Source organism: Candidatus Seribacter sulfatis (genome assembly GCF_964187635.1).
Taxonomy (GTDB): domain Bacteria; phylum Verrucomicrobiota; class Verrucomicrobiia; order Opitutales; family Seribacteraceae; genus Seribacter; species Seribacter sulfatis.
Genome location: NZ_CAXLMO010000098.1, coordinates 47,837 through 71,343 on the forward strand (window position 1 = coordinate 47,837; position 23,507 = coordinate 71,343).

At 36.3% G+C, this 23,507-nt stretch carries 19 protein-coding genes and 1 tRNA gene; 7 read left to right on the forward strand and 13 right to left on the reverse strand.

What is annotated here, in order from left to right; genetic code table 11:
* Entirely contained in the window at positions 1-771 is a 771-nt protein-coding gene (locus tag ACKPQ5_RS09235; protein ID WP_407678816.1) for an inositol monophosphatase family protein, read from the reverse strand.
* 16 nt (positions 772-787) lie between these two features.
* Here ACKPQ5_RS09235 and ACKPQ5_RS09240 point away from each other — a divergent pair, with 16 nt between their 5' ends.
* Positions 788-1,285: a hypothetical protein gene (locus ACKPQ5_RS09240; protein ID WP_407678817.1), complete on the forward strand. Its 498-nt coding sequence runs from the start codon at positions 788-790 to the stop codon at positions 1,283-1,285.
* On the opposite strand, the gene gyrA is transcribed toward ACKPQ5_RS09240, so the two are convergent.
* The 3 genes from gyrA to ACKPQ5_RS09255 all read right to left on the reverse strand — a co-directional run bounded on the left by gyrA (position 1,275) and on the right by ACKPQ5_RS09255 (position 8,544).
* Entirely contained in the window at positions 1,275-3,848 is a 2,574-nt protein-coding gene (gyrA, locus tag ACKPQ5_RS09245) for a DNA gyrase subunit A (RefSeq protein ID WP_407678818.1), read from the reverse strand. The genes ACKPQ5_RS09240 and gyrA overlap by 11 nt on opposite strands.
* 10 nt (positions 3,849-3,858) lie before the next feature.
* Complete coding sequence (gyrB, locus tag ACKPQ5_RS09250) at positions 3,859-6,360, reverse strand: DNA topoisomerase (ATP-hydrolyzing) subunit B (protein WP_407678819.1); 2,502 nt, start codon at positions 6,358-6,360, stop codon at positions 3,859-3,861.
* Positions 6,361-6,699: 339 nt separating this feature from the next.
* Positions 6,700-8,544 (reverse strand): SLC13 family permease, encoded by a 1,845-nt coding sequence (locus tag ACKPQ5_RS09255; protein ID WP_407678820.1) that lies wholly within the window; start codon positions 8,542-8,544, stop codon positions 6,700-6,702.
* 107 nt (positions 8,545-8,651) lie between these two features.
* Between ACKPQ5_RS09255 and hemB the strand changes: the two genes are divergently transcribed.
* Complete coding sequence (gene hemB / locus ACKPQ5_RS09260; protein ID WP_407678821.1) at positions 8,652-9,635, forward strand: porphobilinogen synthase; 984 nt, start codon at positions 8,652-8,654, stop codon at positions 9,633-9,635.
* Here hemB and ACKPQ5_RS09265 read toward each other — a convergent pair.
* Positions 9,632-10,366, reverse strand: coding sequence for a hypothetical protein (locus ACKPQ5_RS09265; RefSeq protein ID WP_407678822.1), 735 nt, complete (start codon positions 10,364-10,366; stop codon positions 9,632-9,634). The two genes, hemB and ACKPQ5_RS09265, sit on opposite strands and share 4 nt — an antisense overlap.
* A 115-nt stretch (positions 10,367-10,481) precedes the next feature.
* On the opposite strand from ACKPQ5_RS09265, the gene ACKPQ5_RS09270 reads away from it, so the two are divergent.
* Entirely contained in the window at positions 10,482-11,546 is a 1,065-nt protein-coding gene (locus ACKPQ5_RS09270; protein WP_407678823.1) for a quinone-dependent dihydroorotate dehydrogenase, read from the forward strand.
* Between the two features lie 66 nt (positions 11,547-11,612).
* Positions 11,613-12,593, forward strand: a complete 981-nt coding sequence (locus ACKPQ5_RS09275) for a toxin-antitoxin system YwqK family antitoxin (protein WP_407678824.1) — start codon at positions 11,613-11,615, stop codon at positions 12,591-12,593.
* Positions 12,594-12,596: 3 nt separating this feature from the next.
* Here the strand turns inward: ACKPQ5_RS09275 and ACKPQ5_RS09280 are convergent.
* Positions 12,597-12,682: transfer RNA gene (locus ACKPQ5_RS09280), tRNA-Leu, on the reverse strand.
* A 74-nt stretch (positions 12,683-12,756) separates the two neighbouring features.
* Here ACKPQ5_RS09280 and ACKPQ5_RS09285 point away from each other — a divergent pair.
* Complete coding sequence (locus ACKPQ5_RS09285) at positions 12,757-13,953, forward strand: hypothetical protein (RefSeq protein ID WP_407678825.1); 1,197 nt, start codon at positions 12,757-12,759, stop codon at positions 13,951-13,953.
* Here the strand turns inward: ACKPQ5_RS09285 and ACKPQ5_RS09290 are convergent.
* The 5 genes from ACKPQ5_RS09290 to ACKPQ5_RS09310 all read right to left on the reverse strand — a co-directional run bounded on the left by ACKPQ5_RS09290 (position 13,950) and on the right by ACKPQ5_RS09310 (position 18,392).
* Positions 13,950-14,375 carry a tRNA (adenosine(37)-N6)-threonylcarbamoyltransferase complex ATPase subunit type 1 TsaE gene (locus tag ACKPQ5_RS09290; RefSeq protein ID WP_407678826.1) on the reverse strand — a complete coding sequence of 142 codons (426 nt, stop codon included), beginning with the start codon at positions 14,373-14,375 and terminating at the stop codon, positions 13,950-13,952. The two genes, ACKPQ5_RS09285 and ACKPQ5_RS09290, sit on opposite strands and share 4 nt — an antisense overlap.
* Positions 14,375-14,806: a CPBP family intramembrane glutamic endopeptidase gene (locus tag ACKPQ5_RS09295; protein ID WP_407678853.1), complete on the reverse strand. Its 432-nt coding sequence runs from the start codon at positions 14,804-14,806 to the stop codon at positions 14,375-14,377. Before ACKPQ5_RS09295 ends, ACKPQ5_RS09290 begins: the two co-directional genes overlap by 1 nt.
* 266 nt (positions 14,807-15,072) lie before the next feature.
* Positions 15,073-16,353: a dihydroorotase gene (locus tag ACKPQ5_RS09300; protein ID WP_407678827.1), complete on the reverse strand. Its 1,281-nt coding sequence runs from the start codon at positions 16,351-16,353 to the stop codon at positions 15,073-15,075.
* On the reverse strand, positions 16,350-17,291 hold the full coding sequence (locus ACKPQ5_RS09305) for an aspartate carbamoyltransferase catalytic subunit (RefSeq protein WP_407678828.1): 942 nt from the start codon (positions 17,289-17,291) through the stop codon (positions 16,350-16,352). The genes ACKPQ5_RS09300 and ACKPQ5_RS09305 overlap by 4 nt, the downstream gene beginning before the upstream one ends.
* Before the next feature lie 75 nt (positions 17,292-17,366).
* Positions 17,367-18,392: a haloacid dehalogenase-like hydrolase gene (locus ACKPQ5_RS09310; protein WP_407678829.1), complete on the reverse strand. Its 1,026-nt coding sequence runs from the start codon at positions 18,390-18,392 to the stop codon at positions 17,367-17,369.
* Positions 18,393-18,422: 30 nt separating this feature from the next.
* Here ACKPQ5_RS09310 and prfA point away from each other — a divergent pair, with 30 nt between their 5' ends.
* Together prfA and prmC are read left to right on the forward strand one after the other, a co-directional pair.
* Entirely contained in the window at positions 18,423-19,511 is a 1,089-nt protein-coding gene (gene prfA, locus ACKPQ5_RS09315; protein ID WP_407678830.1) for a peptide chain release factor 1, read from the forward strand.
* Positions 19,504-20,355: a peptide chain release factor N(5)-glutamine methyltransferase gene (gene prmC / locus ACKPQ5_RS09320; protein WP_407678831.1), complete on the forward strand. Its 852-nt coding sequence runs from the start codon at positions 19,504-19,506 to the stop codon at positions 20,353-20,355. Before prfA ends, prmC begins: the two co-directional genes overlap by 8 nt.
* A gap of 3 nt (positions 20,356-20,358) precedes the next feature.
* Here prmC and ACKPQ5_RS09325 read toward each other — a convergent pair whose 3' ends face one another.
* Together ACKPQ5_RS09325 and ACKPQ5_RS09330 are read right to left on the reverse strand one after the other, a co-directional pair.
* Positions 20,359-22,578 (reverse strand): carboxy terminal-processing peptidase, encoded by a 2,220-nt coding sequence (locus ACKPQ5_RS09325; RefSeq protein WP_407678832.1) that lies wholly within the window; start codon positions 22,576-22,578, stop codon positions 20,359-20,361.
* A gap of 21 nt (positions 22,579-22,599) precedes the next feature.
* Positions 22,600-23,469 carry a rhomboid family intramembrane serine protease gene (locus ACKPQ5_RS09330; protein ID WP_407678833.1) on the reverse strand — a complete coding sequence of 290 codons (870 nt, stop codon included), beginning with the start codon at positions 23,467-23,469 and terminating at the stop codon, positions 22,600-22,602.
* Positions 23,470-23,507: the final 38 nt, after the last annotated feature.

Below are 23,507 nucleotides of genomic sequence, written 5' to 3' on the forward strand. Positions count from 1 at the left end.
TCAACTTATTAGCAATTGAGCAAACTCTTGTTCTATTTCGGGTTTACAAGCCACTATGGAAGTAAAATCTTTCTTTTTTGAAAAATCTACTATCGATAAACCTGCACCTTTTAAAATTGGTATCAGTGGTAAAATGTCAAAGGGTTTTAAATCGATATCTAACATTGCATCAGCCTTTCCAGTGCATAAAAGATAGTACCCATAACAGTCACCCCAGGTTCTAAATTGAGCCTCTCGTTTCTTTAACCTTTGCCAATTTGAAGCAATAGAAGATTGTGAAATACTTTTTTCGTCTGTTGTTAGAATGAGAGATTCATCCCATGAAACAAAGGGTGAACATTCTGTTTTTATTCCATTTAATAAACAAGAGTCATTATCTCCAACCAATAAATCATTCCCTAATTTAGGAAGTCGCATACAACCATAAGCAGGGTAATCATTATACAAATACCCTATCAAAGTTCCAAACAAAGGAATCCCCCTGGCAAAACTAAATGTTCCGTCAATGGGATCAATAATCCAGATGCTTTCCGCACTTTTTTCTTTATTTGCCAACTCCTCACCAACTATTCCGTGACTCGGGTAAGATAATTCAATCTGTTCTCTGATAAAATGTTCTGTATTTAAATCAACATCTGTAACGATTGTCCCATCGCATTTTTTTCTTTTATTTACAATATTTGTATCAAAGCATTTATTGATAGATAAAGATGTTTCGGTTGTAATTTTTTCTACAAATTCAGTAAAAACTGGAAAACTTATTTTATTCATTTAGATTTTTTAAAATATGCAAATTTTAGCCCTGGACTTTGAAGGTTCACTCTCCAATGGAATACGAGAAATAGGTTTAATCACATCAGTTAATTCCACAATAGTAAGTTTAGCGGAACAAACAATTCGAAATGAAGCTGAATGTATCGAGTTCTTTAAAACAATATTTAAGAAAATACCTGATTTTATAATATCACACAATGTACCAACAGAGAAAAATCTTCTTAAAAAGTATCTACCTTACAGTAATATTACCAGTACAAACCATGGAGTGGAATGGGGACCGTGGCTCGATACTAAAGAAATGTATAAAATACTTTATCCCCAATTGGAAGAATACGGATTAGAGCACTTAACTAATATTTTTATTAAAGAAGAGAGCTCTGTACTAGCTAAAAGACATTGCCGAGAAGATAAAAGAACCCCTCACAACGCCTTGTATGATACAATATGTGCCTTCTTGCTTTATAAAAGATTAGCAAGTATCGTAAATATAAAACAGTTTATTCGGTAGAATCAGTTTTGGTATCGTGGTCAGTGTTTAGATTACCTGTATCTGTTTCTGGCTCGTTTTCTAGCAAGTTTTCGGATTCCGTCCCCTCCTCTTCGAGTTCATCACCTTCGTCGAGTTCTATAACTTCAGAAATAGCTGTTAATTTGTCTTTACCGGATAAATTAACGAGCTTTACCCCCTTCGAACCTCGGCTTGTTTCCCGGACATTATTAACAGGGCAACGAACAGCCTGTCCGTTACTTGTGATCATTAAGATTTCACTCTCGGGATCTACGCTCAGTGCACCGATTATTCTGTCAGTATTCATTGCAGTAACACCCTGACCGCCTCTTTTCCTTGGGGTAGCATCTTCAACCGAATCACTATCAAGTTTTCCACCGTTTGGAAGAAACGCACTGAACCGAGTACGGATACCTAGACCATTTTGTCCTGCAATCAGTAATAATTTTTGATCATCAACCACCAGGCAAGAATCTACTTGATCTTTGGGTTTGAGTCTAATCCCACGAACGCCTCTAGTTACTCTGCCTTGGTCTCGTAATTGATCGCAGCAAAACCGCAGTCCTTTTCCGTTTTTGGTTAAAATTAAAATATGATCATCCGGATTCGTTTTGATCGCCTTTAATACAGTATCACCTTCATCAACATTAATGCCAATAATTCCACCCTTGCGATGGTTTTTGTACGCATTTATCTTTGTTTTTTTGATTACTCCTTTTTGAGTACATAAAACTAATGATTGATCAGATTCAAAGGAATCAATCGCAATAAGGGCAGCAACCTTTTCGCTTTTTTGCATTTCGAGAAGATTGATTATATTTCTACCCTTTGCAATTCTACTTCCCTCTGGTATTTCATAAGCTTTTCCAACGTAGACACGACCATTTTTCATAAAAAACATGAGTGTATCGTGCGCATTGCAAGTTTGTAAAATTTCGACAGGATCTTCCTCCTTTTGACCACTCCCAATTACTCCTTTTCCTCCACGATTTTGTGAACGAAATTCTTCGACGCCAGTTCTTTTTATGAATCCGCTTTTTGTAATCGTAACAACACAACCATCATTAGGAATTAAATCTTCCATTCTAACATCGCCTTCATACTCCGTTATTGTGCATTTTCTTTCGTCTGCGTATACATCTCTCAAGGCACTTAATTCATCTTTTATTACGGATAAGAGTATATGTTCATTTTCAATAATTTCTTTGAGTCCTGAGATAATCGTCATTAATTCTTGATATTCAGCGTCAATTTTCTCTCTTTCCATACCAGTCAATTGGTATAATCGTAAATCAAGAATTGCATTCACTTGCCTGTCAGAAAGAGTATATTTTGCGACTAAATTAGATTTCGCTTCAATTCGGTTTGCTGAAGCTCGAATTATACGAACAAAATCATCTAAATTATCTTGTGCAATTTTATAGCCTTCTAGTATATGAGCTCGATCCTCAGCCTTCCTCAATCTGAATTGAGTTCTTCTAAGAATTACCTCTCTCCGATGGTCAACATAACACTCCAAAGCTTCCTTAATGTTCATCTGCCTTGGCCTTCTCTTATCTAAGGCCAATAGAATAACGCCAAAACTACTTTCAAGTGCAGTTAGTTTAAAAAGTTTGTTGATGGTAACTCTCTCAATTTCTCCGAGTTTAAGCTCTACAACGATACGAGTCGTTTCGGTCGATTCATCTCTAAGATCGCTCACTCCATCAAGAATTTTTTCTTTCACCAAATCTGCAATTCTAGTTACTAAAGTTGCACGATTTGCATTATACGGAATTTCAGAAATTATTATTTGTTGTTTTCCATTCGGCAATTCTTCAGTAGTTATTGTACCTCTCATTCTTACTATGCCACGACCGGTATGCATGTAGGAATTAATTCCGGATCTACCCGCTATTGTACCGCCCGTTGGAAAATCGGGTCCCGGTAGTATTTCCATAATTTGCTCAATCGTACAATTAGGCTCATCGATTAGTAAGGTTACGGCGTCAATCAGTTCACCCAAATTATGGGGGGGTATGTTAGTCGCCATACCCACAGCGATACCAGAAGAACCGTTCATCAGGAGGCTGGGCAGGGAAGACGGCAAAACTGTAGGTTCAGTAGAACTTTCTTTGTAATTAGGGGCAAAGTCGACTGTATCTTCGTCGATATCCTTGAGTAATTCTTCCGCTATTTTAGTCAATCGACATTCTGTGTATCGATATGCTGCCGCAGAATCTCCATCGACTGAACCAAAATTACCTTGACCATCTACCAACGGATACCTCATTACCCACGGTTGTGCCATTCTTACTAATGTATCATATACCGAACTATCGCCATGCGGGTGATAATTTTTTAAGACCTCTCCCACTACACCAGCACACTTATCGTACGCCCTGCTGTGCAACAAGCCCTCCCGTAGCATAGCATACAAAACCCTGCGATGTACTGGTTTAAAACCATCCCGAACATCTGGTAAGGCTCGACTTACTATCACTGACATCGAATAATCGATGTAAGCAGATTGCATAATATCGCTTATATTTCCCGAAAAGAGTGATTTATTATTGTCTGTCATTATAAAATTATTAGGCGTCTAAAAATGAAACATTCAGGGCATTATCTTCAATGAAAGCTCTGCGCGGTGGGACTTCTTCACCCATTAACATTGTGAAGATATTATCGGCCGCAATTGCATCCTCTATTTCAACTTTAATTAAACTTCTTTTTTGTGGATCCATAGTCGTTTCAAAGAGTTGCTTCGGGTTCATTTCTCCTAGTCCTTTATATCTTTGTATTTGAAGTCCTTTCCTACCTTGCTTCCTTATTGTTTCCAAAAAGTTGATTACTGAGAAGATGTCTACTGTTTCCTCTTTGTTTTCAGCACCACTATTAGTTACGATATGATAATCAGATACTTCTTCTTTGTTAGAAAAAAGCGTATAATTAATCCCTAATTCATGGCATTGTTTTAATAATTTCTCAATTTCGTATGATTCATATATTTCATGAATTGAAATTCTTTGACTCACTTTCAAGCCATTTAATTCTATTTCTCTACTCACAGAGTCGAGCTCATTTTCTTCTACGATATTTTGTGATAACATGAAACCAGCCTTGGCTTCGATATCTTTGAAAAATCTAATTTCTTCCTCATTACCAGTTCGGATACGAGCTAGAAATCGCGGAAGGGATTCTGATTTTCCATCAAGTTGGGCAAGCAACCTAGTTAGAGTGCATCCATAGCGTTGAATCCCTTTTCCTAATGCCTCAATTTTTAAAAACTGCTCGATTAAAATTTTTATCTTCTCTTCTGGGAATAAATAATCATCACTTTTTCTTTTAAACTCAATATCTTCACAGCCCAATGACAGAAGAATCTTACTCATTTCCGCATCATCTTGAATATACTGTTCTGTTTTTCTTCTCTTTATTTTATATAGTGGAGGCCGTGCAACATAAACAAATCCATTTTCTATCAAGCCTTTCATTTGCCTAAACAAAAATGTGAGCAGAAGAGTTCTAATGTGAGCTCCATCTACATCCGCATCCGTCATTATTATTATTTTGTGATATCGTGCTTTACTAGCGTCAAAAGCACCTTCTCCCTCGTGGTCTCCGATTCCAGTACCCACTGCAGTGATCAAACTTCTTATTTCAGCATTGTTGAGAACTTTATCTAGACGAGCCTTTTCAACATTCAATAATTTACCCCTTAGTGGGAGTATCGCCTGAGTAAGCCTATCACGACCCTGCTTTGCTGAACCTCCTGCTGAGTCTCCCTCCACAATGTACAATTCACTTTTAGCGGGGTCCTTCTCAGAACAATCGGCTAACTTGCCTGGTAGTCCACCACCAGATAATGCTCCCTTTCTTACCGTCTCACGGGCTTTCCTGGCTGCCTCTCTTGCCCGAGATGCATGAATCACTTTTTGAATTAATGACTTTGCGGTGTCAGGATTCATTTCAAAATAGTATTTCATCTTTTCACCAACGATCTTCTGAACAATCCCATCTACTTCACGATTAGAAAGTTTGGTCTTCGTTTGCCCCTCAAATCTTGGCTCCGGTACCTTTACCGAAACTACTGCGGTTAATCCCTCTCTCACATCATCACCCGTTAATGATAATTCTTTTTCTTTCAGTAAGTCGTTTTGCCTCGCATATCCGTTGATAACACGAGTCAGTGCTGTGCGGAAACCAGACAGATGAGTACCACCTTCTACATTATGAATTGAATTTGCATATGCGTAAAGTTGGTCGGAGAAAGAGTCATTATATATTAGGGCAACCTCAAGCATAATTGTTCCCTCTCCGGTTTCAGCAGGAGCCTCCCCTGAAAACGTAATTGGTTCAGACGTTAAACAATTCTTATTTTGATTTAAATACATCACGTATTCACTAATACCATCCTCAAAAACAAATGTTTGCTCGCGTTCGCCCTTGTCTTCTTTCAACGATATCTTAACACCAGGATTAAGGAATGCCAATTCCCGCAACCTTTTTGCAAGAACATCAAATTTGAATTCCCTAGTCTCGGTGAAAATTTGTTCGTCGGGAAGAAAAGTCACCTTTGTACCCGTAGATTGGCAGGATCCGATCACTTTCATTTTTTGTGTCGTTATTCCTCGGGAAAACTCCATCTGGTGAATTTTTTCCTCCCTTCTAACTTCAGCAACAAACCATTCTGAAACTGCATTTACGCATTTTGCACCCACCCCATGCAAGCCTCCTGAAACCTGATAAGCCCCTTTTCCAAATTTTCCGCCAGCATGTAAATTCGTAAGAACTAATTCTAATGCCGGCATATTATGCTTCGGGTGAACATCTACCGGAATCCCTCGACCATTGTCCTGAATCGAGCACGATCCATCTGCATGAAGGTGAACTTTTATTTCTGAGCAATACCCCGCTAATGACTCATCAATTGAATTATCGACAATTTCAAAAACACAATGATGCAGACCCCTTTCATTGGTATCACCAATATACATATCGGGTCGCTTTCGCACGCCCTCCAAGCCTTCTAACTTTTGAATTTGTGAAGAGTCGTACTTTTCTTCTTTTTTTATGTTTTTTTCTTCTGACATGGGTGGCAATTAAATTGTTTCTTTAATAACGCTTAAGTTCTTTTAATATAAAGGTTAAGGTGAGAATTTTGCTTTCAGTTTTAGAGTAATTGTGATGGACTATTTATATCTTTTTTTTGGTATTTCAGTCAAGGTAGGATTTAAACTTTTTCTTGAAAACTTGAGGGGTGGGGGGTGCCTATTATTTTTGTGTTTCAATTTTGGCCTTCAATACTTCAAAAAGCGTTGCAACACAGGTATTAATGAAAACTAAGATCTATCATTCAATAATTAGCTTTATGGCAAATCCCAATGCCGTTCGACCCCTTTCCATTCAATGCTTTTTCTTGATAATAGCGATCAAGGAATGAAGTCCCAAATAATGGAAACGAGTGTAACAGTTCCAATAAAATAAATTAGGTTAAAATAAATGCCCACTTTTAGAAAATCTTTAAATTGATAACCTCCAACAGTATAAACAAATGTATTTGTCTGATATCCAATTGGCGTGACAAAACTTGCGGATGCAGCAATACAGGCTGTTAATATATAGGCTCTTGCATCGCTTGGTGGCATGTTCATCAAATGTGCTACCTCAAGGGATATCGGTGCCATTATAACTATTGTTGCGTTATTTGATAAAACTTCTGTTAAAAAAGCGGTGCATAAATATAAAACTATTAAAACCGCAAATGGTTGCCATTCTGGTTCAAATAATCCCAGCCCAACTCCTCCTACTACCGATGCAATCACTGAGGATGCACCCGTACTTTGCATCGTTATGCCAAGTGCCAGCATCCCGTAAATAAGTATTAATATGTTCCATTCGATTGCGTGATAGGCTTCCCGTGGTTTTAGGCAACCAGTTAGCAGTAAAATTGACACTCCAATAATAGAGGTTATAGAAATCGGTAGTACGCCAAAAGATGCAACTGCTATAATTCCCATTAGAACTGCAATCACGATGGGGGCCTTTTTTTTCATATTCTTCATCGGCATGGCCGCCTGGTCCAACAGGATGACCTCGTCAGATTTTCTCAGCCTTTCTATTGCATCTTCGGCACCCAAGATTAACAAAGTATCACTTGGTTGGAGTCGTATCTTTTCAATTTCAACCCCAAGATTTTTTCCCCGACGGTGTACAGCAAGAATAGTTAAATTAAAACGAGCCCTGAAACTTGCATCCGAAAGGTTCCTTGAAATCAAGGAGGAAGAGGGTCCCACCACACACTCCACCATTATTCCAGTTTTAGAGGAAACTTGCTCAATACCCAGAGCCGTTTCATTTAATAAATTTACACCCTCTATCTCACTAGTTTCGATAATCCCCTGTGGTTTACAAGAAAGAACGAGGCGATCTTTTGCTTCCAGTTTTTCCCCTGTTTTCCTTGCTGAAATTGCCGCTCCATTTCTTACAATTTCTAAAAGTCTTACTCCGGAAAGTTTGGTAATTCCAGAATCTTTAATTCTTTGCCCAACAAGTGGGGAATTATCATGTACAATAGCCTCAGTTAAAAATTCTTTACTGTCTAAGTCTGATATTATATCTGATAATGCTTCCCTGTCAGGCAATAACCTTCTTCCGAATAAAACTAAAAAACTTAAAGAAATTGCCAGCAAGGGAAGGCCGATTTTTGCTAACTCAAACATACCCAATGGTTCCATGTTTTGGTAAATTGTAGAATTTGTTATAATTCCGCTTGCTAGAATATTGGTGCTAGTGCCAACCAAAGTACAGCATCCACCAAATATAGATGCATAAGATACCGGTATCAGCATCTTTGAGGATGGTACCCCCATTTTTCTCGAAAGGCTTATCACGACTGGCAATAACACAACCACAACTGGGGTGTTATTGATAAAAGCTGATACAAAAGCTACCAGTAAGAGTAAAATAAGCATGAACCTGCGGTATCCATATTTACAAAACTTGCCCAATGAATCGGAAGCTTGCTCAATTAATCTACAACGATTTAAAGAGGCACTAATGACAAACATTGCTGCAATTGTAAGAGGTGCCTCGTTAGAAAAGACACTCAAAATTTGAGGTATAGAAGGCCAATTATCGCTTATTTCTAAGCCCGAAAATAGTAAAATAATTCCTAGTAAGGTAAGGGCTGTGGTATCAACACTTACTTTCTCCATTAAAAAAGAAATAAGAGCGGATAATAAGAGTCCGAACGCTAAAATCGTTTCCCATTCCATAGATTAATCAAAGAATTTTATAGCGATCATAATAGCTTAGAGGTATAGTAACATTTAATAGAATTTATAATTGCTTATTAGTATTTCATTTTAATTACCCTTCATCAATGAATTTCAACCTAACCCATCGCCCCAGGCGCATAAGAAATAATCCAGTACTTCGTTCTTTGGTCAAAGAGCAAGAATTATCTCATAACGATCTCGTCTTACCAGTTTTTGTTTCTGAACAAGCTCAAGTTCCTGAAAAGATAGATTCTATGCCTGAAATATTTCGATGGCCCCTCAATTTATTGGTCTCAAAAATTAAAGAATGGCAGGATATTGGGATCAATACATTTGCTATCTTTCCTCAAATTCAGGCTAGCAAAAAAAACCCCTTAGGCTCAGAAATCCTCAATTCCGATTCCCTGGTATACAAGACTGCTTACGAAATTAAGGCAGCGATTGATAATGTTGCCCTTGTTGGTGATATTGCTCTCGATCCTTACACAACACACGGGCACGACGGCATACTCGATTGTAATGGAGTGGTTGAAAATGATAGAACTGTCGAAATTCTAGCTCAGGGGGCAGTATTAGCAGCGGGTGCAGGGTACGATTTGGTTGCTCCTTCCGATATGATGGACGGCCGAGTTAAACTGATTCGTGAGGAATTAGATAAACAAAACAAACAAAACACGGGTATTCTTTCTTACTCCGCTAAATTCTCATCTGCATACTATGGACCTTTTAGGGATGCAATCGGTACCGGGCAAAAAACTGCCATCGACAAGTCTTGTTATCAATTAGACCCCGCAAACCTTCGCGAAGCAAAAAGAGAATTGGAATTAGATTTTGAAGAAGGTGCTGATATTCTAATGATAAAGCCTGCAGAACCTTATTTAGATGTAATCAAGTACGCTAGGGAAAATTTCAACATTCCAATCGCCGCGTATCAGGTTTCTGGAGAATATTCACGAATATGGGCCTCTCACTTACAGGGTTGGCTCGACCTAGAGTCCTGCGCACTTGAATCGATGCATTCGATTAAGAGGGCAGGGGCAAACATAATTTTTACCTATTTTGCGGAAAGAATCGCCAAATTAATTTAAGCACTCTCGTCAGGGGCGCCTCCTTCATAGGGAGTAGTATCATCCTTCTCTTCTTCTTCGTCCCATTTTAAATCGGCATCGGGTAATAACTTTTCCTCTTTATCGGAAACCTCGATTAAATCTGACTCTAAATCCGAGTAATCTTCCTCATCATCCTTTGATTTGTCAGATTCATCGTCTAAATCTGCATCAATCGCAAAGCCGTCAGGTACAAATTCTAGAATAGAAAATAACTCATCACTGAAATGCGAGCGCCTTCCTTCCAGAAAATCGTTATTTTGTTTTTCTGCCAAAACCTCTTCCATTTCTTCCTGAGTATAAGGTTCTGCAAATTCTATTAACTCATTGAGCATGCTAACTCTTTTTTCAGAAACATGGTTAAGAAAATCGGCATAGGGTCCCTTGTCCTCATCGAGTACATCGGGAAGGGCAAATAACATATCCTCAGCCTTGAGTAACGAATCCCGAACACGAACAAGCTTGATCATTCCCCCGTCAATTTCTTCCTCAATTGCAAAAGTAAAAAAGGCCTCATCAACTAATTGAGTATCTAGTCCAAATTCTGTCATCGAATCTAGGAGTTCATTAATATAAAGAAACTGCTTAGGATCAATAATACTTAGATTATCGGCATCCCAATTTTCGTTATCACTTATAGAATCAATCCACCAATTCTTATCCTCTCCGATTCGAACGATACACCAATCTAAACTAGAACCTGTTTTTTTCATTAATTTGTCTTATGAATGGTTGGTTTAAGATTACAACCATCTTTTTCTAAAATAGAGTAATTTTTCATTCTTTATCGCTCTAACAAGCTATTTTTGATTTATTAATATTTAATTTATGAATCTAATTTATAAAAAATTAATTAGGCCTCTCCTCTTCCAGTTAGATGCAGAACATGCCCACGACTTAGCATGTCGATTTCTAAAAGTTACAGAAAAATCAAGTTTGGCCAGAAAATGTATTAGTTTGGCCTCTTACGCCGAATATCAATCTTGTAATGTTTTTGGACTGTCTTTCCCTAATAGCTTAGGATTAGCTGCAGGAATGGATAAAAATGGCACTTTTCCAAAAACTTTCTCCTCACTTGGTTTTGGCCATGTTGAAATTGGAACAATTACTCCAAAAGCGCAATCTGGTAACCCCAAACCAAGACTTTTCCGATATCCAAAATACAATGCATTAGTGAACCGAATGGGTTTTAACAATGATGGCGCCGAGGCGGTCGTAAGTCGGATTGCCAAATTTTATCCCAAAGAAAAAAGATCAACACCGCTGGGAATTAACATAGGGAAGGGAAAAGATACCCCAATTGAGCAAGCACATAATGACTATATATCATGCTTGAATAAATGTTATAATCAGGCTGATTATATTACAGTTAATATCAGTTCTCCTAACACCCCGAATTTACGGGAACTCCATGGCAAAACCGTAATCACTCCTTTTCTTGAAAATCTTATAAAAGCAAGCCGAACCTGTGCGAAGAAGCACAACATTGCAATGGTTCCACTTCTTCTCAAGATTTCACCTGATGAAAATTACAAATCTTTAGAACATATTGTCTGCAGTGCTAGAGATATTGGTTTTTCTGGTGTGATCGCTACGAATACATCGGTTAGCAGATTGAAGGCCCAAAACCTTGATTCTTTCGAAAGTGGTGGAATGAGTGGAAACCCGATTGAAGCAAAGTCAGTTCAAATTATAAAGTTTCTCGCAAAGCTTACCGATTACAGATTCCCGATCATAGGTGTAGGTGGAATTTCATCGGTTGATACTGCAATTAGAAAACTAGATGCAGGAGCGTCTTTACTGCAAATTTACTCCTCTTTGATTTACCAGGGTCCATTTTTTCCGGCATCATTAAATAAATCCCTTTCTCATCGATCAAAATTTTGGATTTAAGCAAAGATTTTTTCGTCTTGATTTTAAAATTTTTACATACAATCATTTAGAACTAATCAAAATAAAATGAAAAAGCTAATTATTACCAGTTTGGCTATCTGCTTAGTTTTTTTTGGGTTCGCTTTCCTGATCCTTTTTGAAGCAAACATAAACCGAACTCTCGAGTGGTGGGCATCGTATTCTAGAGATAGTCAAACTCTGCCATACAGTCCTTACAAAATTAGGAGAGCAGATTCAGCTTATCTAAGAATAGATGATGCAAACGAAGTAAAGTTTATAGATAAACATTTATTTTGGAAAGGGGAAGGAGCAGTCGCTTTACCTGAGATAACCAAATCGGGTAAATTAGTTAGATTGATAATCAAATCAGGAGGAACAGGATACTCGAATGATGTTGAAGCCATAGTTTCTGGTAGTATGGGCAACTCATTCATCCTGGGGAATGTTAAGGTGGTAGAAGGTGAAATAAAAAGTGTTGATATTATTAAGTCTTCTAGTTGGAGTTTCACACCCAAGGCGTTTTGGGGAGATGAAAGTCTTCCGTTTAGCGGAACGATCGAGAAATTATTTCCCACCAAACAAATTATGTTTCAAAAACAATATCTGTCTGGAAGACTTCATGGCAAATGGGAAAGGTTTACAGAAATTGGAGTTCCAGTATTTTCAAAGGATTACATTCAGGGAGTCAAACAAGGAACTCATATCTTTTGGTACAACGAACCAATTGACCCGGTGGATTACTCCAATAAGGAGCATGAAACTATGTGGTTGGAATGGAACCACCTAGCGAAAGTAAAATTTGGGGACAAGTACAACGGGAATGACTCAAACAAATGGATCGTGGAGAAGTACAAAATGGCAGGAGGTAGTTTTCAGGTTAAACTTCTAGAACATTGGGAAAACAACCAAAAAGACGGTTTATTTGAAGGTTTCGATCGATTTGGAAATAAGACTTTCAAAGATGAATACAACATGGGTATCCGAATAAAACACAAGATTTTTGACAAAACGAAAACAAAATCATTCGACCGCAAGGTAGATGGTTGATTTTGGTGCTCAAGGGGGGACTCGAACCCCCACGCCTTACAGGCACTAGATCCTTAGTCTAGCGCGTCTACCAATTCCGCCACCTGAGCAAACAAAAGTGTTGTTAAAACAATTCTGATGAAAAAGCAAGATAGCAAACTTAATTATTTAGTAATGAAAGATAATGGAAAAGGATAAAAAACAAAAAAAAGTTGATTTAAGCCAATTAAGCGATCTTGATTTTGCACCAAATTGGGATAACAAATACATTGCTGGAGAGAAGCAGAAAGATCGGTTTAAACCACAACGACAAGAACACCAAAGAGAGTTCAAAAGAAAAAAGAAAGAAATACCGAAAAGGTATGACTCACCATTTGCCAACAAATTTAAAATAACAGTTAATCCCGATAAAACAATATTGGATACCCTGAAAAGAGGCATTAGAAAATCTGGTATATCTTATAGTTTAGAAGAAATTAACTCTGCAATAATTGATAAAAAGAACAGACTACAGATCACAATTGAGCATTTAAAAGAAGAGACATTTTTTATAACCACATTTGATAATTCTGTATTTTATACAAAATCAAACGCGATTAACCACATAGTCGAAAAGGGATTAAAACATGTCGTAGATATAACTGAAACAATCGGGGAAAACCCGAGTGGTAATTTTAAAAATATATTAAAATGTCCAGAAAGTGGGATATTACTACCCCCGAAGAGTTTTCACGATTTTGAAGCAATTATCAAAACACATTTAATCGAAAAAAAAATTAAATTAAACTATAATAATTACCTCAACAAATTAATAACTGTCGAAGATGAAATTACTATAAATGAATGGAAGAATACACCGCTAAAAAAATTAATTTTCACCACAAGAGAACTTGGTAGTACTAAACGATCATTTAATAGTATTGAAGCAGTACAAGGATACATATCCTCAACAGAAACTAATCAATTTATTAAAACAAATAAAGTGATTAAAATAAAAGGTGACAGTATCGATAATTTTGAAAAAGATCTGGCCGGATTTATTAGTGACTTTCTAAAAAATTCGTATCAATGGAAAAAAGATTTGTTTTTCAATACTTTAATTAACTTTAAAAAAAGTGGTTTCTATATTTTTAAATACGGACCGAAAAATTATCTATTTGCAGCAGGCCAAAAGCCGAAAACAATTGAAATAACAAAGATTTCAGAAAATTGTGTGAAAATTGTTAAATACATACAGAAAACGGAACCAATCAAAATTATAAGTATATTATCGCAATCAGGAGAAATGAAACTCGAAAAAAATCAAATTTTGGTCGAGCTAAAGTGGTTAGTCAAGGAAGGTTATGTAAAAGAGTTTTCAGATGGTACAATTGTTTGTTAAATAACTTGCTCAATAGAGAACCTACGAACATTCAATCCAATTATAACTATATTCACAATGTATTGTGAAGTGTTTGGAATCGATAAAATTCCATTTGGCCACTCTATAAAAAGTAGCCAAGGATCTAGGAGGTGGGAATCAAGCTCCTCCAAAAAGTCATTCGTGCTGTAGTTTCCTCTGTATAGATCACAGTGAATAAAATTAGGTGTACCTTGGTGAGCTTGTATCCTTGAAAACGATGAACTTGTAATGGTATGAGTTCCGAAATAGTTCGCGACTTTGCTTGTAAATAAAGTTTTTCCTGATCCCACATCACCATTTAAATAGATTACGCAATTATTCTTTAATGATTTCGCGAATTCGATCGCAATTCTAGTAGTGCAAGAGATTTCATTACTAACATAAATATTGGTTTTTTTCATTACCTTAAAAATAATATTGAAATGATCATCACAAAATTAAATATCGAGTGTAACAGCATAGGAGAAAATATTGTATTATCTTTTTCATAAATAATAATAAGTATAATACTCAGGATAAATAGTACTGGAAATGCATATAAGTTCAAGTGTACCACTGCAAAGAGAAATGAAGTAATTATCACTGCCAGCAAAACCCCGAATTTCTTCTTGAGAGAACGATACATTAATCTACGAAAAAAAATTTCTTCTAGTACAGGTGAAATTATGACAGCAAGTACTACAATATTGATTAATTCGTATGAAATGCCTAATTCTCGAACTTTTGAAACCAAATCCTGTTCACGAAATTCATTAAATAAATGATTTGAAACAAATGAAATCAACAATAATAGAGGCCAAAATAAGATTAATCTTTTAATACCAGATTTCATTTTTTCCGAAAAATGAATTCTTTTTGTTTTTCTTTTATCTAAGGCACCGACTAGAAATAAGGTGCAAAAAATTATGAGGTAGTACAAACTATTTTCTAAAAAGAAAATTGTGCAAGCTGGAATTGTAATTAAAGAGTAGTTATTTTCACCAAGCTTTACATCCGTACGATATTTTCGATTTACACTTTTTTGTCGCAGTATATAAAATGAAAATAGTACTACAATTAAGTTTATTACTAATTCAGCTTGCAAAGTATAAAAATATTTTATTTTAGTTCAAATGCAATTTTTCCATTTACAAAAGTTTGCATTATTTTACCCTTAAATAAGTGTTTTTCAAATGGTGAATTAGTTGCCTGACTAACCCCTTCTCTACTCCCATATTCCCATTCTATATTTGGGTCAAATATTGCTATGTCTGCTGGCATATCAATTGATAAATTTCCTGAGTCTATTTCTAGGATCCTAGATGGGTTACTTGACATTGCTTTAATTAACTTCGTCCAACAAAATTCCTTGTTTTCTTTTAGTGTTTGATAACAACTTGATAAATTAGTTTCGAAACTTATTACTCCCGCAGGCGATAAATCATATTCCACATTTTTTTCATGTTCTTGAAATGGATTATGAGCGGTTGAAACACAATCGATAGTACCTTCTAGCAATGCATCTACTAATGAGAGTCTGTCAATTTCTTCACGAATCGGGGGTGACATTTTGAAATTCGGATTGAACCCTGTTATACAGTTTTCATTAAAACATAAGTGGTTTGCTGTTACATCAGCAGATATTTTGATACCTTTGTCCTTGGCGGATTTTATTAATTCAACAGAACCTTTCGAAGAAATCGAAGTTAAATGAATTTTTGTATCAATACTTTGAGCAATTGATATTGCTCGCTGAACATAGAGTTCCTCTGCAATCCTTGGGTAACCACCCAATCCCATTTTTAATGCTAATGGCCCATCGTGTGCTGAACCATTTTTGGACAATGATATATCTCTTGGTAAATCAATTACTAATAATCCAAACATAGACGCATACTCTACGCCCTTAGAAAATATTTGATTATTCTGTGTCGTGTTTGGGCAGTCAGTTATTGCGATTACCCCGGTTTCTTGAAGAGAACCCAACGGGGCAAGCTGCTCTCCTTTTCCATCTTGAGTTAAATTACCGCATAAATGAAATTTAACACATGCTTCTTTTAATATTCTATCTTGTATGAATTGGATTGTACCGGGATTGTCTGGCTTAGGAGTGGTGTCGGGCATAAGCAAGACAGAGGTATACCCACCCGCTGCTGCTGCGTGCGAAGCGCTTAATATATTTTCTGTCTGCCCTCCAGTAATATTTTTTAGATGAAACCTCAAATCTACTAGGCCGGGAAATATTATTTTGTCACTGACATCGATTGTCGTGATAATCTTAGAATCGAGATTGCTGGGTTTTGCGATTATTTTCTCTTTTTGAAAGTAAAGATCTTGGATATTGTTCACTCCATTAACGGGATCAATAACCCTACCTCCTTGCAGGCATGTAATGCTCATAAATTGGTTGCTCCTTGCATTGTACATAAATAAAGAATTGCCATTCTTACCGCGATCCCATTGCTAACCTGATCCAGGATAACTGATTGTGGCGAGTCCGCTAGTTCTGAATCTAATTCAACGCCTCGATTTACCGGACCTGGATGGAGAATTAGAGCACCTTTTTTTAACCACTGTTTCCTGTCTTTATTTAATCCAAAAACTTTGGTGTATTCTGCGAGTGATGGAAAATGGCTTGAAGATTGCCTCTCGTGCTGAATCCTCAAAAGCATAACTGCATCAGCATCTTGCAGTGCCTCCTCTAAATTATGACTGACACGTGCCCCCATACTTTCAAATTGCTTGGGAACTAGAGTAGATGGTCCAGCAAGCGTAACTTCAGCCCCCATTTTAGATAAAGCCCAAAAGTTCGACCGTGCCACTCGACTAAACAATATATCTCCCAAAATTGTTATTTTCTTGCCCTCCACAGTTCCTAATTTGTCCTGGAGCGTATATAAATCTAACAACGCTTGGCTTGGGTGTTCATGAGCTCCGTCCCCAGCATTTATAATTGGAACATCCACTATCTTGGAAAGAAATAATGAAGCACCAGGAGAAGAATGACGAAGGACGATCGCGTCTGCACCCAGTGCCTGTATGTTCATTGCCGTATCTCGTAATGTTTCTCCCTTAGTTAAGCTACTGGACTGTTCCGCGACCGAAATTACATCAGCATGTAATGACTTTGCAGCTACCTCAAAGGCAATCCTTGTTCTTGTGCTTGGTTCCATAAACAGGTTCACCATTCTCTTCCCGCGCAAGTAATTCTTATTGGACATATCACCTTCCGTCTCCTTTTTAAACAATTTTGCTAATTCTAAAATTTGAGTAATTTCATTATGAGAAAGTTCCTCAATTCCGAGTAGGCTTTTACGAGTCCAATTAGATATATCCATCTTGGTATTTGATTAAATAATAGCGATTTTAATCTTTGCTGGAAAGATAGTTTTTTAAATTCATGCTATTTTTGTTTATTTCCAAAAGGTATCCTGTTTAAGGCTAAACTCATTTTTATCATGACTTTCTTCTTGAATATGCTTTGGAGAAGCTCCTGAACGTTCGTTTAATTGATCATTTCGCTTCTTGATCATATTTCTAAGAATTTCTTTTATTTTTTGCTTCATCCATATCGATGTCGGTGAACTTTTTCGATAATCAGCGGGCCCATTATTATGTACCCTTGAGCGCTCCACTAAATCACAGGATTGTTCAAATTCCTTTTCATTGGTGGGATCATAAACTGCATATGTTTTTCCGCCCATTTGTTTAACTACAGTAAATACAGGAACATCACTGGGGCCATCTGCGACATAAATCATTTGGTCTACAGGAACCCGTCGGTCTTCATGGGGTATAAAAGTATTCACATCAATCGATGAATTCTTGTTGCATCCTTTATTGATCTCAAATATGCAACGTGTCTTTATGGTGTTATCTACAGTCATACCAACCTGAGAAATTTCCAAATCTAATGGCAGTGAAAACTCAGTTTGACTCATAAAGTTCGGGGGCAATGGAGATTCAATGAACTCACAGGCAAATATATCTTCAACATAAGGCGAAATTTTAGTTCCTTCTATGATTTTTGAAATCCCAGTACTTATGATATAGTGTTCGATTTTAAAATCGTAACCGGCAAATTCCGTTTGATTTGCTATTTTAGTCAATTCAACAAAAAAGTCCGGCAGTCCAGGATAAAATTCGATTTCTCCTCCCAATTCTTTTAACCTTTCATTCGTTAATCCGCGCATTGGACCATTTTTAACATAGCTTAGCAAGTGATTGAGATAAATTGTATCGGGCGAAACTTTCATACCGCGAGACGAATATAAACCAGGTAGTTGGTTTACCTCTGACCAAAAAGATGTTTCGTTTATTCCGTAATGCTTAAACAAAGGTTTTTGCATGTATCCAGGAATTAAAGTTTTATCAAAGTCCCAAACACAGGCAATTATGTTTTGTCCATGTATCTGACGATTTTGTTGATTTGGGTTCATTTACTAGTTTTAAAGAAATTTTGTTCTGTTATGGTATGGTCCATGGTTGATTTACCAAACATTGAACCCTTTCTGCAACGATACAATGAACTTGAATCCAAACTTGCGGATCCGTCCGTTTTTAAAGACCAAGAACTCGCTACTAAAATTTCTCGAGAACACAGCAAGATAAAAGTTATTCTCGAACAATTTGAAGAAATTTCGATTTGCCAAAAGGCGATAGAAGATGCCAAAGAATTAATCAATGAACCTGAGTTTGCCGAAACAGCAAAGGAAGAAATTGAGAAATTAGAAATTAAAATCCCCTCTTTACATAAAACTTTACTTTATTCCATGCTGCCAGAGGATCCGGACTTAGGCAGAAATACAATTATAGAAATTCGAGCGGGAGCAGGAGGGGGAGAGGCTTCGCTTTTTGCATCCGATTTATATAGAATGTACTGCAAACTAGCAGAAAATAAGAATTGGAATTTCGAATGTATGAGCCAAAGTACTTCAGAAACAGGAGGATTTAAGGAAGTTATATTTCTTTTAAAGGGGCAGGAAGTGTGGTCAAAACTTAAATTCGAAAGCGGGGTTCATCGTGTACAAAGAGTACCAGTAACGGAGGCCAGTGGAAGAATTCACACATCAACCGCGACAGTGGCAGTTCTACCCGAAGCGAGGGATGTAGAAATTAAAATTGACCCGAGTGAATTGGAAATAAATGTTTGCCGAGCAAGTGGGCCAGGGGGCCAGGGTGTGAATACAACTGATTCAGCAGTACAGATTTTGCATAAACCAACAGGACTTACAGTTTATTGTGCCGATGAAAGATCGCAATTGAAGAATAAAAATAAGGGCATGACTGTTTTAAAATCAAGATTATTGAATTTAAAACAGACAGAAGAAAGAGAAAAATACGCAAAGGAAAGAAGAGACCAAGTTGGGACTGGAGATAGGAGTGAGAGAATAAGAACATATAATTTCCCACAAAGTAGAATCACCGACCATAGAATAAATTATACGTCACATGCATTAAATGAAGCATTATTAGGAGATTTAGATCATTTGTTTGATGCACTTAGCCAAGAGGACCAAAAGATTAAATTAGAAAATATGCTTTCTGAAAATGAATAAACCTCCGTTATCATTTTTGGAAATCATAAATTTATCTACTGAATTTCTGAGAAAAAAAGGAGTTCCTAGTCCTAAATGTGATGTGGAATGGATTGTGTCATTTATAACCAAGAAGAAAAGAGTAGAACTATATTTAGAATTTGAAAACCCGGTCGACCTAGAGTACCAAAATCAGATTAGAGAATTTGTTATTAAACGGGGAAAAAGAATTCCACTTCAACATATTCTTGGAAAAGTTAACTTTGCAGGAGTTGAGTTATATTGTGATAATAGAGCATTGATTCCAAGACCCGAGACAGAATACCTGACCGAATTAATAAATGAAAGAATCGGAAAAAAATTAAGTGGAAAATTTTTAGATTTAGGAACAGGAAGTGGTGCGATACTGATAACGCTTTGCAAGACAAATAAACTTTGGGACGGAATCGGTTTAGATAAATCTAGTGATGCAATTGATCTCGCTAATCAAAATGCATCGTTTCATAAATTAAAAAATGTACACTTTAAAAAATTTGATTGGGATAACCAAAAACTAGAGAATGTTTACGATATAATTGTTTCTAACCCGCCCTATTTAAGTATTGAGGAATGGAAAGATGCAGAAAGTGAAGTAAGATTATATGATCCAAAAATTGCACTTGTATCTACAGGTGGCACTACAGATTTGATTAAGATAATTGAACACGCTAAAACCAATCTTCGCAAAGATGGAATAATCGCTCTCGAAACTGGATTAGGACATAAAAATACTTTGATACCCAAAATGGAAAACCATTTTTATAACATTGAAGTAATTAAAGATTTTTCAAACCGAGAAAGATTTATTATAGCGAGAAAAAAATAGATACTAGATTTCATCCTTTAATTCCGGTTTTTGGTGCGTTAAGTTTCTTGATTCTATCATACCAACCCAGTCAGACATAACCCGACATGTTTCGTGTAATCTTATATCGAAGTTTGAAGGAAATTTGTAGGGATTGGTTGCGTTACTATCATCATTGTCCTCGCCCCTGACTTCTCGTGATTTTGTATTCTGAATATCAACAATGTTAAGATTTATATTCTTTCTGACAAAAGCACTTTTTGAAAGAATTTCAAAATCATCCGACATTGAATCACTAAATTTTTGGTTTTTGATTTTCTGATCCCTACGGTTTTGGAGATTTAAGGATAGAGTAGTTTCCTCTCTCTTATTTTTATACCAATTTACATCTTTATTAAGGTAAACAAACTCGGGCAACAATTGCTGTCTTCCTAAACTTTTCTCTTTTAGATTTTGGATGTCATCTAAATCATAAACAAATTCACTTGCGGGTCGCCTGAAATTGACTGGAGCAATACTGTCGCAAGGCAAGGCATTATCCAAATCCGATTCTCCGATTGGCAAATAGGTGTTGATTGTTGGCATCGAAATATCGCTTTCTACACCTTGAATTTGAGTACTCTTACCGGATGGTAAATAATATTTTTGAATAGTTATTTTCGCCGCACTTTTTTTACCAGAAGACGCGTTAAAGTTGAATGGTAGATTCATTTGTATGAGAGACTGAACCGTTCCTTTCCCGTGGGTTGTTTTGTCACCAACAATAATTGCTCTCTTGTGATTCTGTAGAGCTCCTGCAACGATTTCAGAGGCGGAAGCACTGTATCTAGAAACCAAAACTATAAGAGGACCGTCCCAAGCTAATTTAGGGTTAAAATCAAATTTCTTGCGAATTTTTCCGTCGGTACTCTTAACCTGAACAACGGGCCCCCTCGAAATAAATAAACCGGCTAAGTTAACCGCTTCACTTAGATAACCGCCACCATTTCTTCTTAAATCAAGTATAATTCCTTCTGTTTCTTCCTCTTTTAACTTTTCTAGTAATTCTTCTACATCATCTGTTGCTTTTGGACCACTCCCACTAGAGCCATAAAATGTCCGTAATTCAATAACACCAATTTTTCGATCAACCTTTTCGAATTTCACTTTATGAATTGATGCAGATGCTAAATTTGATGTGAGTTTAATTTTATCTCTAATAATTCTTACTATCTTGGTCGATGCCGGATCGTTGACAGGTTTTATCTCAAGTCTCACAACTGTGTCTTTGGGACCTTTGATCAACTCGACAATCTTGGATAATTTCATATCTACAACATTAACAAATTCACCTTCCGCTTGTGCCACTTTAATAATCTGATCTTTCGATTTAAGTTCTCTTGAAGATTCTGCAGGTCCACCCGGTAATAATTCAGTAATAGTACAATAACCATCAATATCCGATAAAACTGCCCCAATCCCAACAAGCTCGTTGTTCATAGTTTGATTAAACTTTTCTTTTTCTTTAATGTTCATAAATGTAGTGTGGGGGTCAAACATTTGAGTTAAAGTGCTTAAATATAATTCTTGCACATCCGTAGACTCGAATTCAAGTATACTTTTTTTCCAACGCTCGTATCTTTTACGAACTTTAACCTTAGAATCAGAAGAAAGTTTTTCCATTTCACTTTTACTAAATTCTGTATTGGTTGAATTGGTTTCAATGGAGGACAAAACTTCACCTAAGATTTCAAATTCAATTAGTCTCTTCCACAATCCATCTAATCCCTCGTTGTTAGTTTCCCAATCCGCATCTTCCCGATCAAATTTATATGAATTATTTGAATCAAAGCTAAAGTCAGACTCTAAAAATTCCATCACCCAGTCTAATCTCTTGATGGATTTAGTTTTATAAAAATTATAGATTTCAAAGCCAGGAAACAGATTTCCTTGCTCGAAAAACGTAACTAAAGTTGGGGAATACCGATTGATAAATTCTGTTACATCAGTTTGAGTGAAATATAATTTTGATTTATCTAACTTATTTAAGTAGCTCGTAACGAAATCTGTTGAATTAAGTTTTTTTATAGATACTTTATTAAAATGAGCTTGCTGGAGGGCTTGAACTAACCATTTGGTTTCTTGCTGCATTAAAGAAGTGGGTTGTATATCACTCGCCCTTACTTGCTTTAGAGAAACAAGATTAAATGAAACCAAAATCAGATATGGCACTAGTAATTTAATAGACAAATTATAGGTATACATAATTATTTTTGTATTAAAGATTTAATTTCTAAGCAAACTTTTTGCTTTATCCAGAGTTACCTTTTCCTTGGAGGTTAAAGAACCGAAACCGGATTCATTAATTTTATCTAATATGCGATCAACCTCTTTCTGTAATTCTGATGTACTAGAAAAATTGATTTTAAAATCGCTATTATCTACCGTGGAAGAACCACTCTTTTTGGATGAAAACTTAGATTTCGAAGTATCGAGAACAAATGAAGGGAAGTTTTTGCCTTGTCGAAGGAAGTAAAAAACCAATCCACCGGCTAAAAGTCCTCCTAGGTGAGCAGAATGAGCAATATCTGAAGAGGATGAAATTTCGTTGAATAGAAACCCATATACTTCAATACTTAAAACTCCAATCAAGATCCATCGAGGCTTTACCTTACAAGGTAAAACAAAAAACAAAAGAAGAGTAATAGGATTATCCGGTTGTTTTAAACAATATATTGATAAACAAGCCATAACCATTGAAGAGGAGCCCAATAAAAATTGCCCACTATTATTAAATGTTAACCAAAAGAAAGCACCAAGAGCAGAGCCAATGATTAATAAATAAATGAAATTTGTTTTTCCAATGTCAGACTCAACCGCTCTCCCAATAAAATAAAGACCCAATAAATTAAATATCAAATGAAACGGACCATCATGAAAAAAAGAATAAGTGAATAGGGTCCAAAGCAAAAAACTAGAAATTGCTCCTGCAGAAAAATAAAGATTTTCAAAAATAAAATTATTTATGGTAGAAGAGAAAATACCAACAATTGAATTAACGAGAAAACAAACTATGAGAACGACTATGAGAATTTCTACAACGGATTTGTCTTGGGTAGAAAAGGGTTTCTGCATGTATGGTCGGTCGTATAACATTTTTTCAGATTAGTTTTTTCTGCTGATAGTGCAAATCT

Coding starts and splice junctions, on each gene's coding strand:
- ACKPQ5_RS09235 (WP_407678816.1), bottom strand. CDS start 771: ATGAATAAAATAAGTTTTCCAGTTTTTACTGAATTTGTAGAAAAAATT.
- ACKPQ5_RS09240 (WP_407678817.1), top strand. CDS start 788: ATGCAAATTTTAGCCCTGGACTTTGAAGGTTCACTCTCCAATGGAATA.
- gyrA (WP_407678818.1), bottom strand. CDS start 3,848: ATGACAGACAATAATAAATCACTCTTTTCGGGAAATATAAGCGATATT.
- gyrB (WP_407678819.1), bottom strand. CDS start 6,360: ATGTCAGAAGAAAAAAACATAAAAAAAGAAGAAAAGTACGACTCTTCA.
- ACKPQ5_RS09255 (WP_407678820.1), bottom strand. CDS start 8,544: ATGGAATGGGAAACGATTTTAGCGTTCGGACTCTTATTATCCGCTCTT.
- hemB (WP_407678821.1), top strand. CDS start 8,652: ATGAATTTCAACCTAACCCATCGCCCCAGGCGCATAAGAAATAATCCA.
- ACKPQ5_RS09265 (WP_407678822.1), bottom strand. CDS start 10,366: ATGAAAAAAACAGGTTCTAGTTTAGATTGGTGTATCGTTCGAATCGGA.
- ACKPQ5_RS09270 (WP_407678823.1), top strand. CDS start 10,482: ATGAATCTAATTTATAAAAAATTAATTAGGCCTCTCCTCTTCCAGTTA.
- ACKPQ5_RS09275 (WP_407678824.1), top strand. CDS start 11,613: ATGAAAAAGCTAATTATTACCAGTTTGGCTATCTGCTTAGTTTTTTTT.
- ACKPQ5_RS09285 (WP_407678825.1), top strand. CDS start 12,757: ATGGAAAAGGATAAAAAACAAAAAAAAGTTGATTTAAGCCAATTAAGC.
- ACKPQ5_RS09290 (WP_407678826.1), bottom strand. CDS start 14,375: ATGAAAAAAACCAATATTTATGTTAGTAATGAAATCTCTTGCACTACT.
- ACKPQ5_RS09295 (WP_407678853.1), bottom strand. CDS start 14,806: ATGAAATCTGGTATTAAAAGATTAATCTTATTTTGGCCTCTATTATTG.
- ACKPQ5_RS09300 (WP_407678827.1), bottom strand. CDS start 16,353: ATGAGCATTACATGCCTGCAAGGAGGTAGGGTTATTGATCCCGTTAAT.
- ACKPQ5_RS09305 (WP_407678828.1), bottom strand. CDS start 17,291: ATGGATATATCTAATTGGACTCGTAAAAGCCTACTCGGAATTGAGGAA.
- ACKPQ5_RS09310 (WP_407678829.1), bottom strand. CDS start 18,392: ATGAACCCAAATCAACAAAATCGTCAGATACATGGACAAAACATAATT.
- prfA (WP_407678830.1), top strand. CDS start 18,423: ATGGTATGGTCCATGGTTGATTTACCAAACATTGAACCCTTTCTGCAA.
- prmC (WP_407678831.1), top strand. CDS start 19,504: ATGAATAAACCTCCGTTATCATTTTTGGAAATCATAAATTTATCTACT.
- ACKPQ5_RS09325 (WP_407678832.1), bottom strand. CDS start 22,578: ATGTATACCTATAATTTGTCTATTAAATTACTAGTGCCATATCTGATT.
- ACKPQ5_RS09330 (WP_407678833.1), bottom strand. CDS start 23,469: ATGTTATACGACCGACCATACATGCAGAAACCCTTTTCTACCCAAGAC.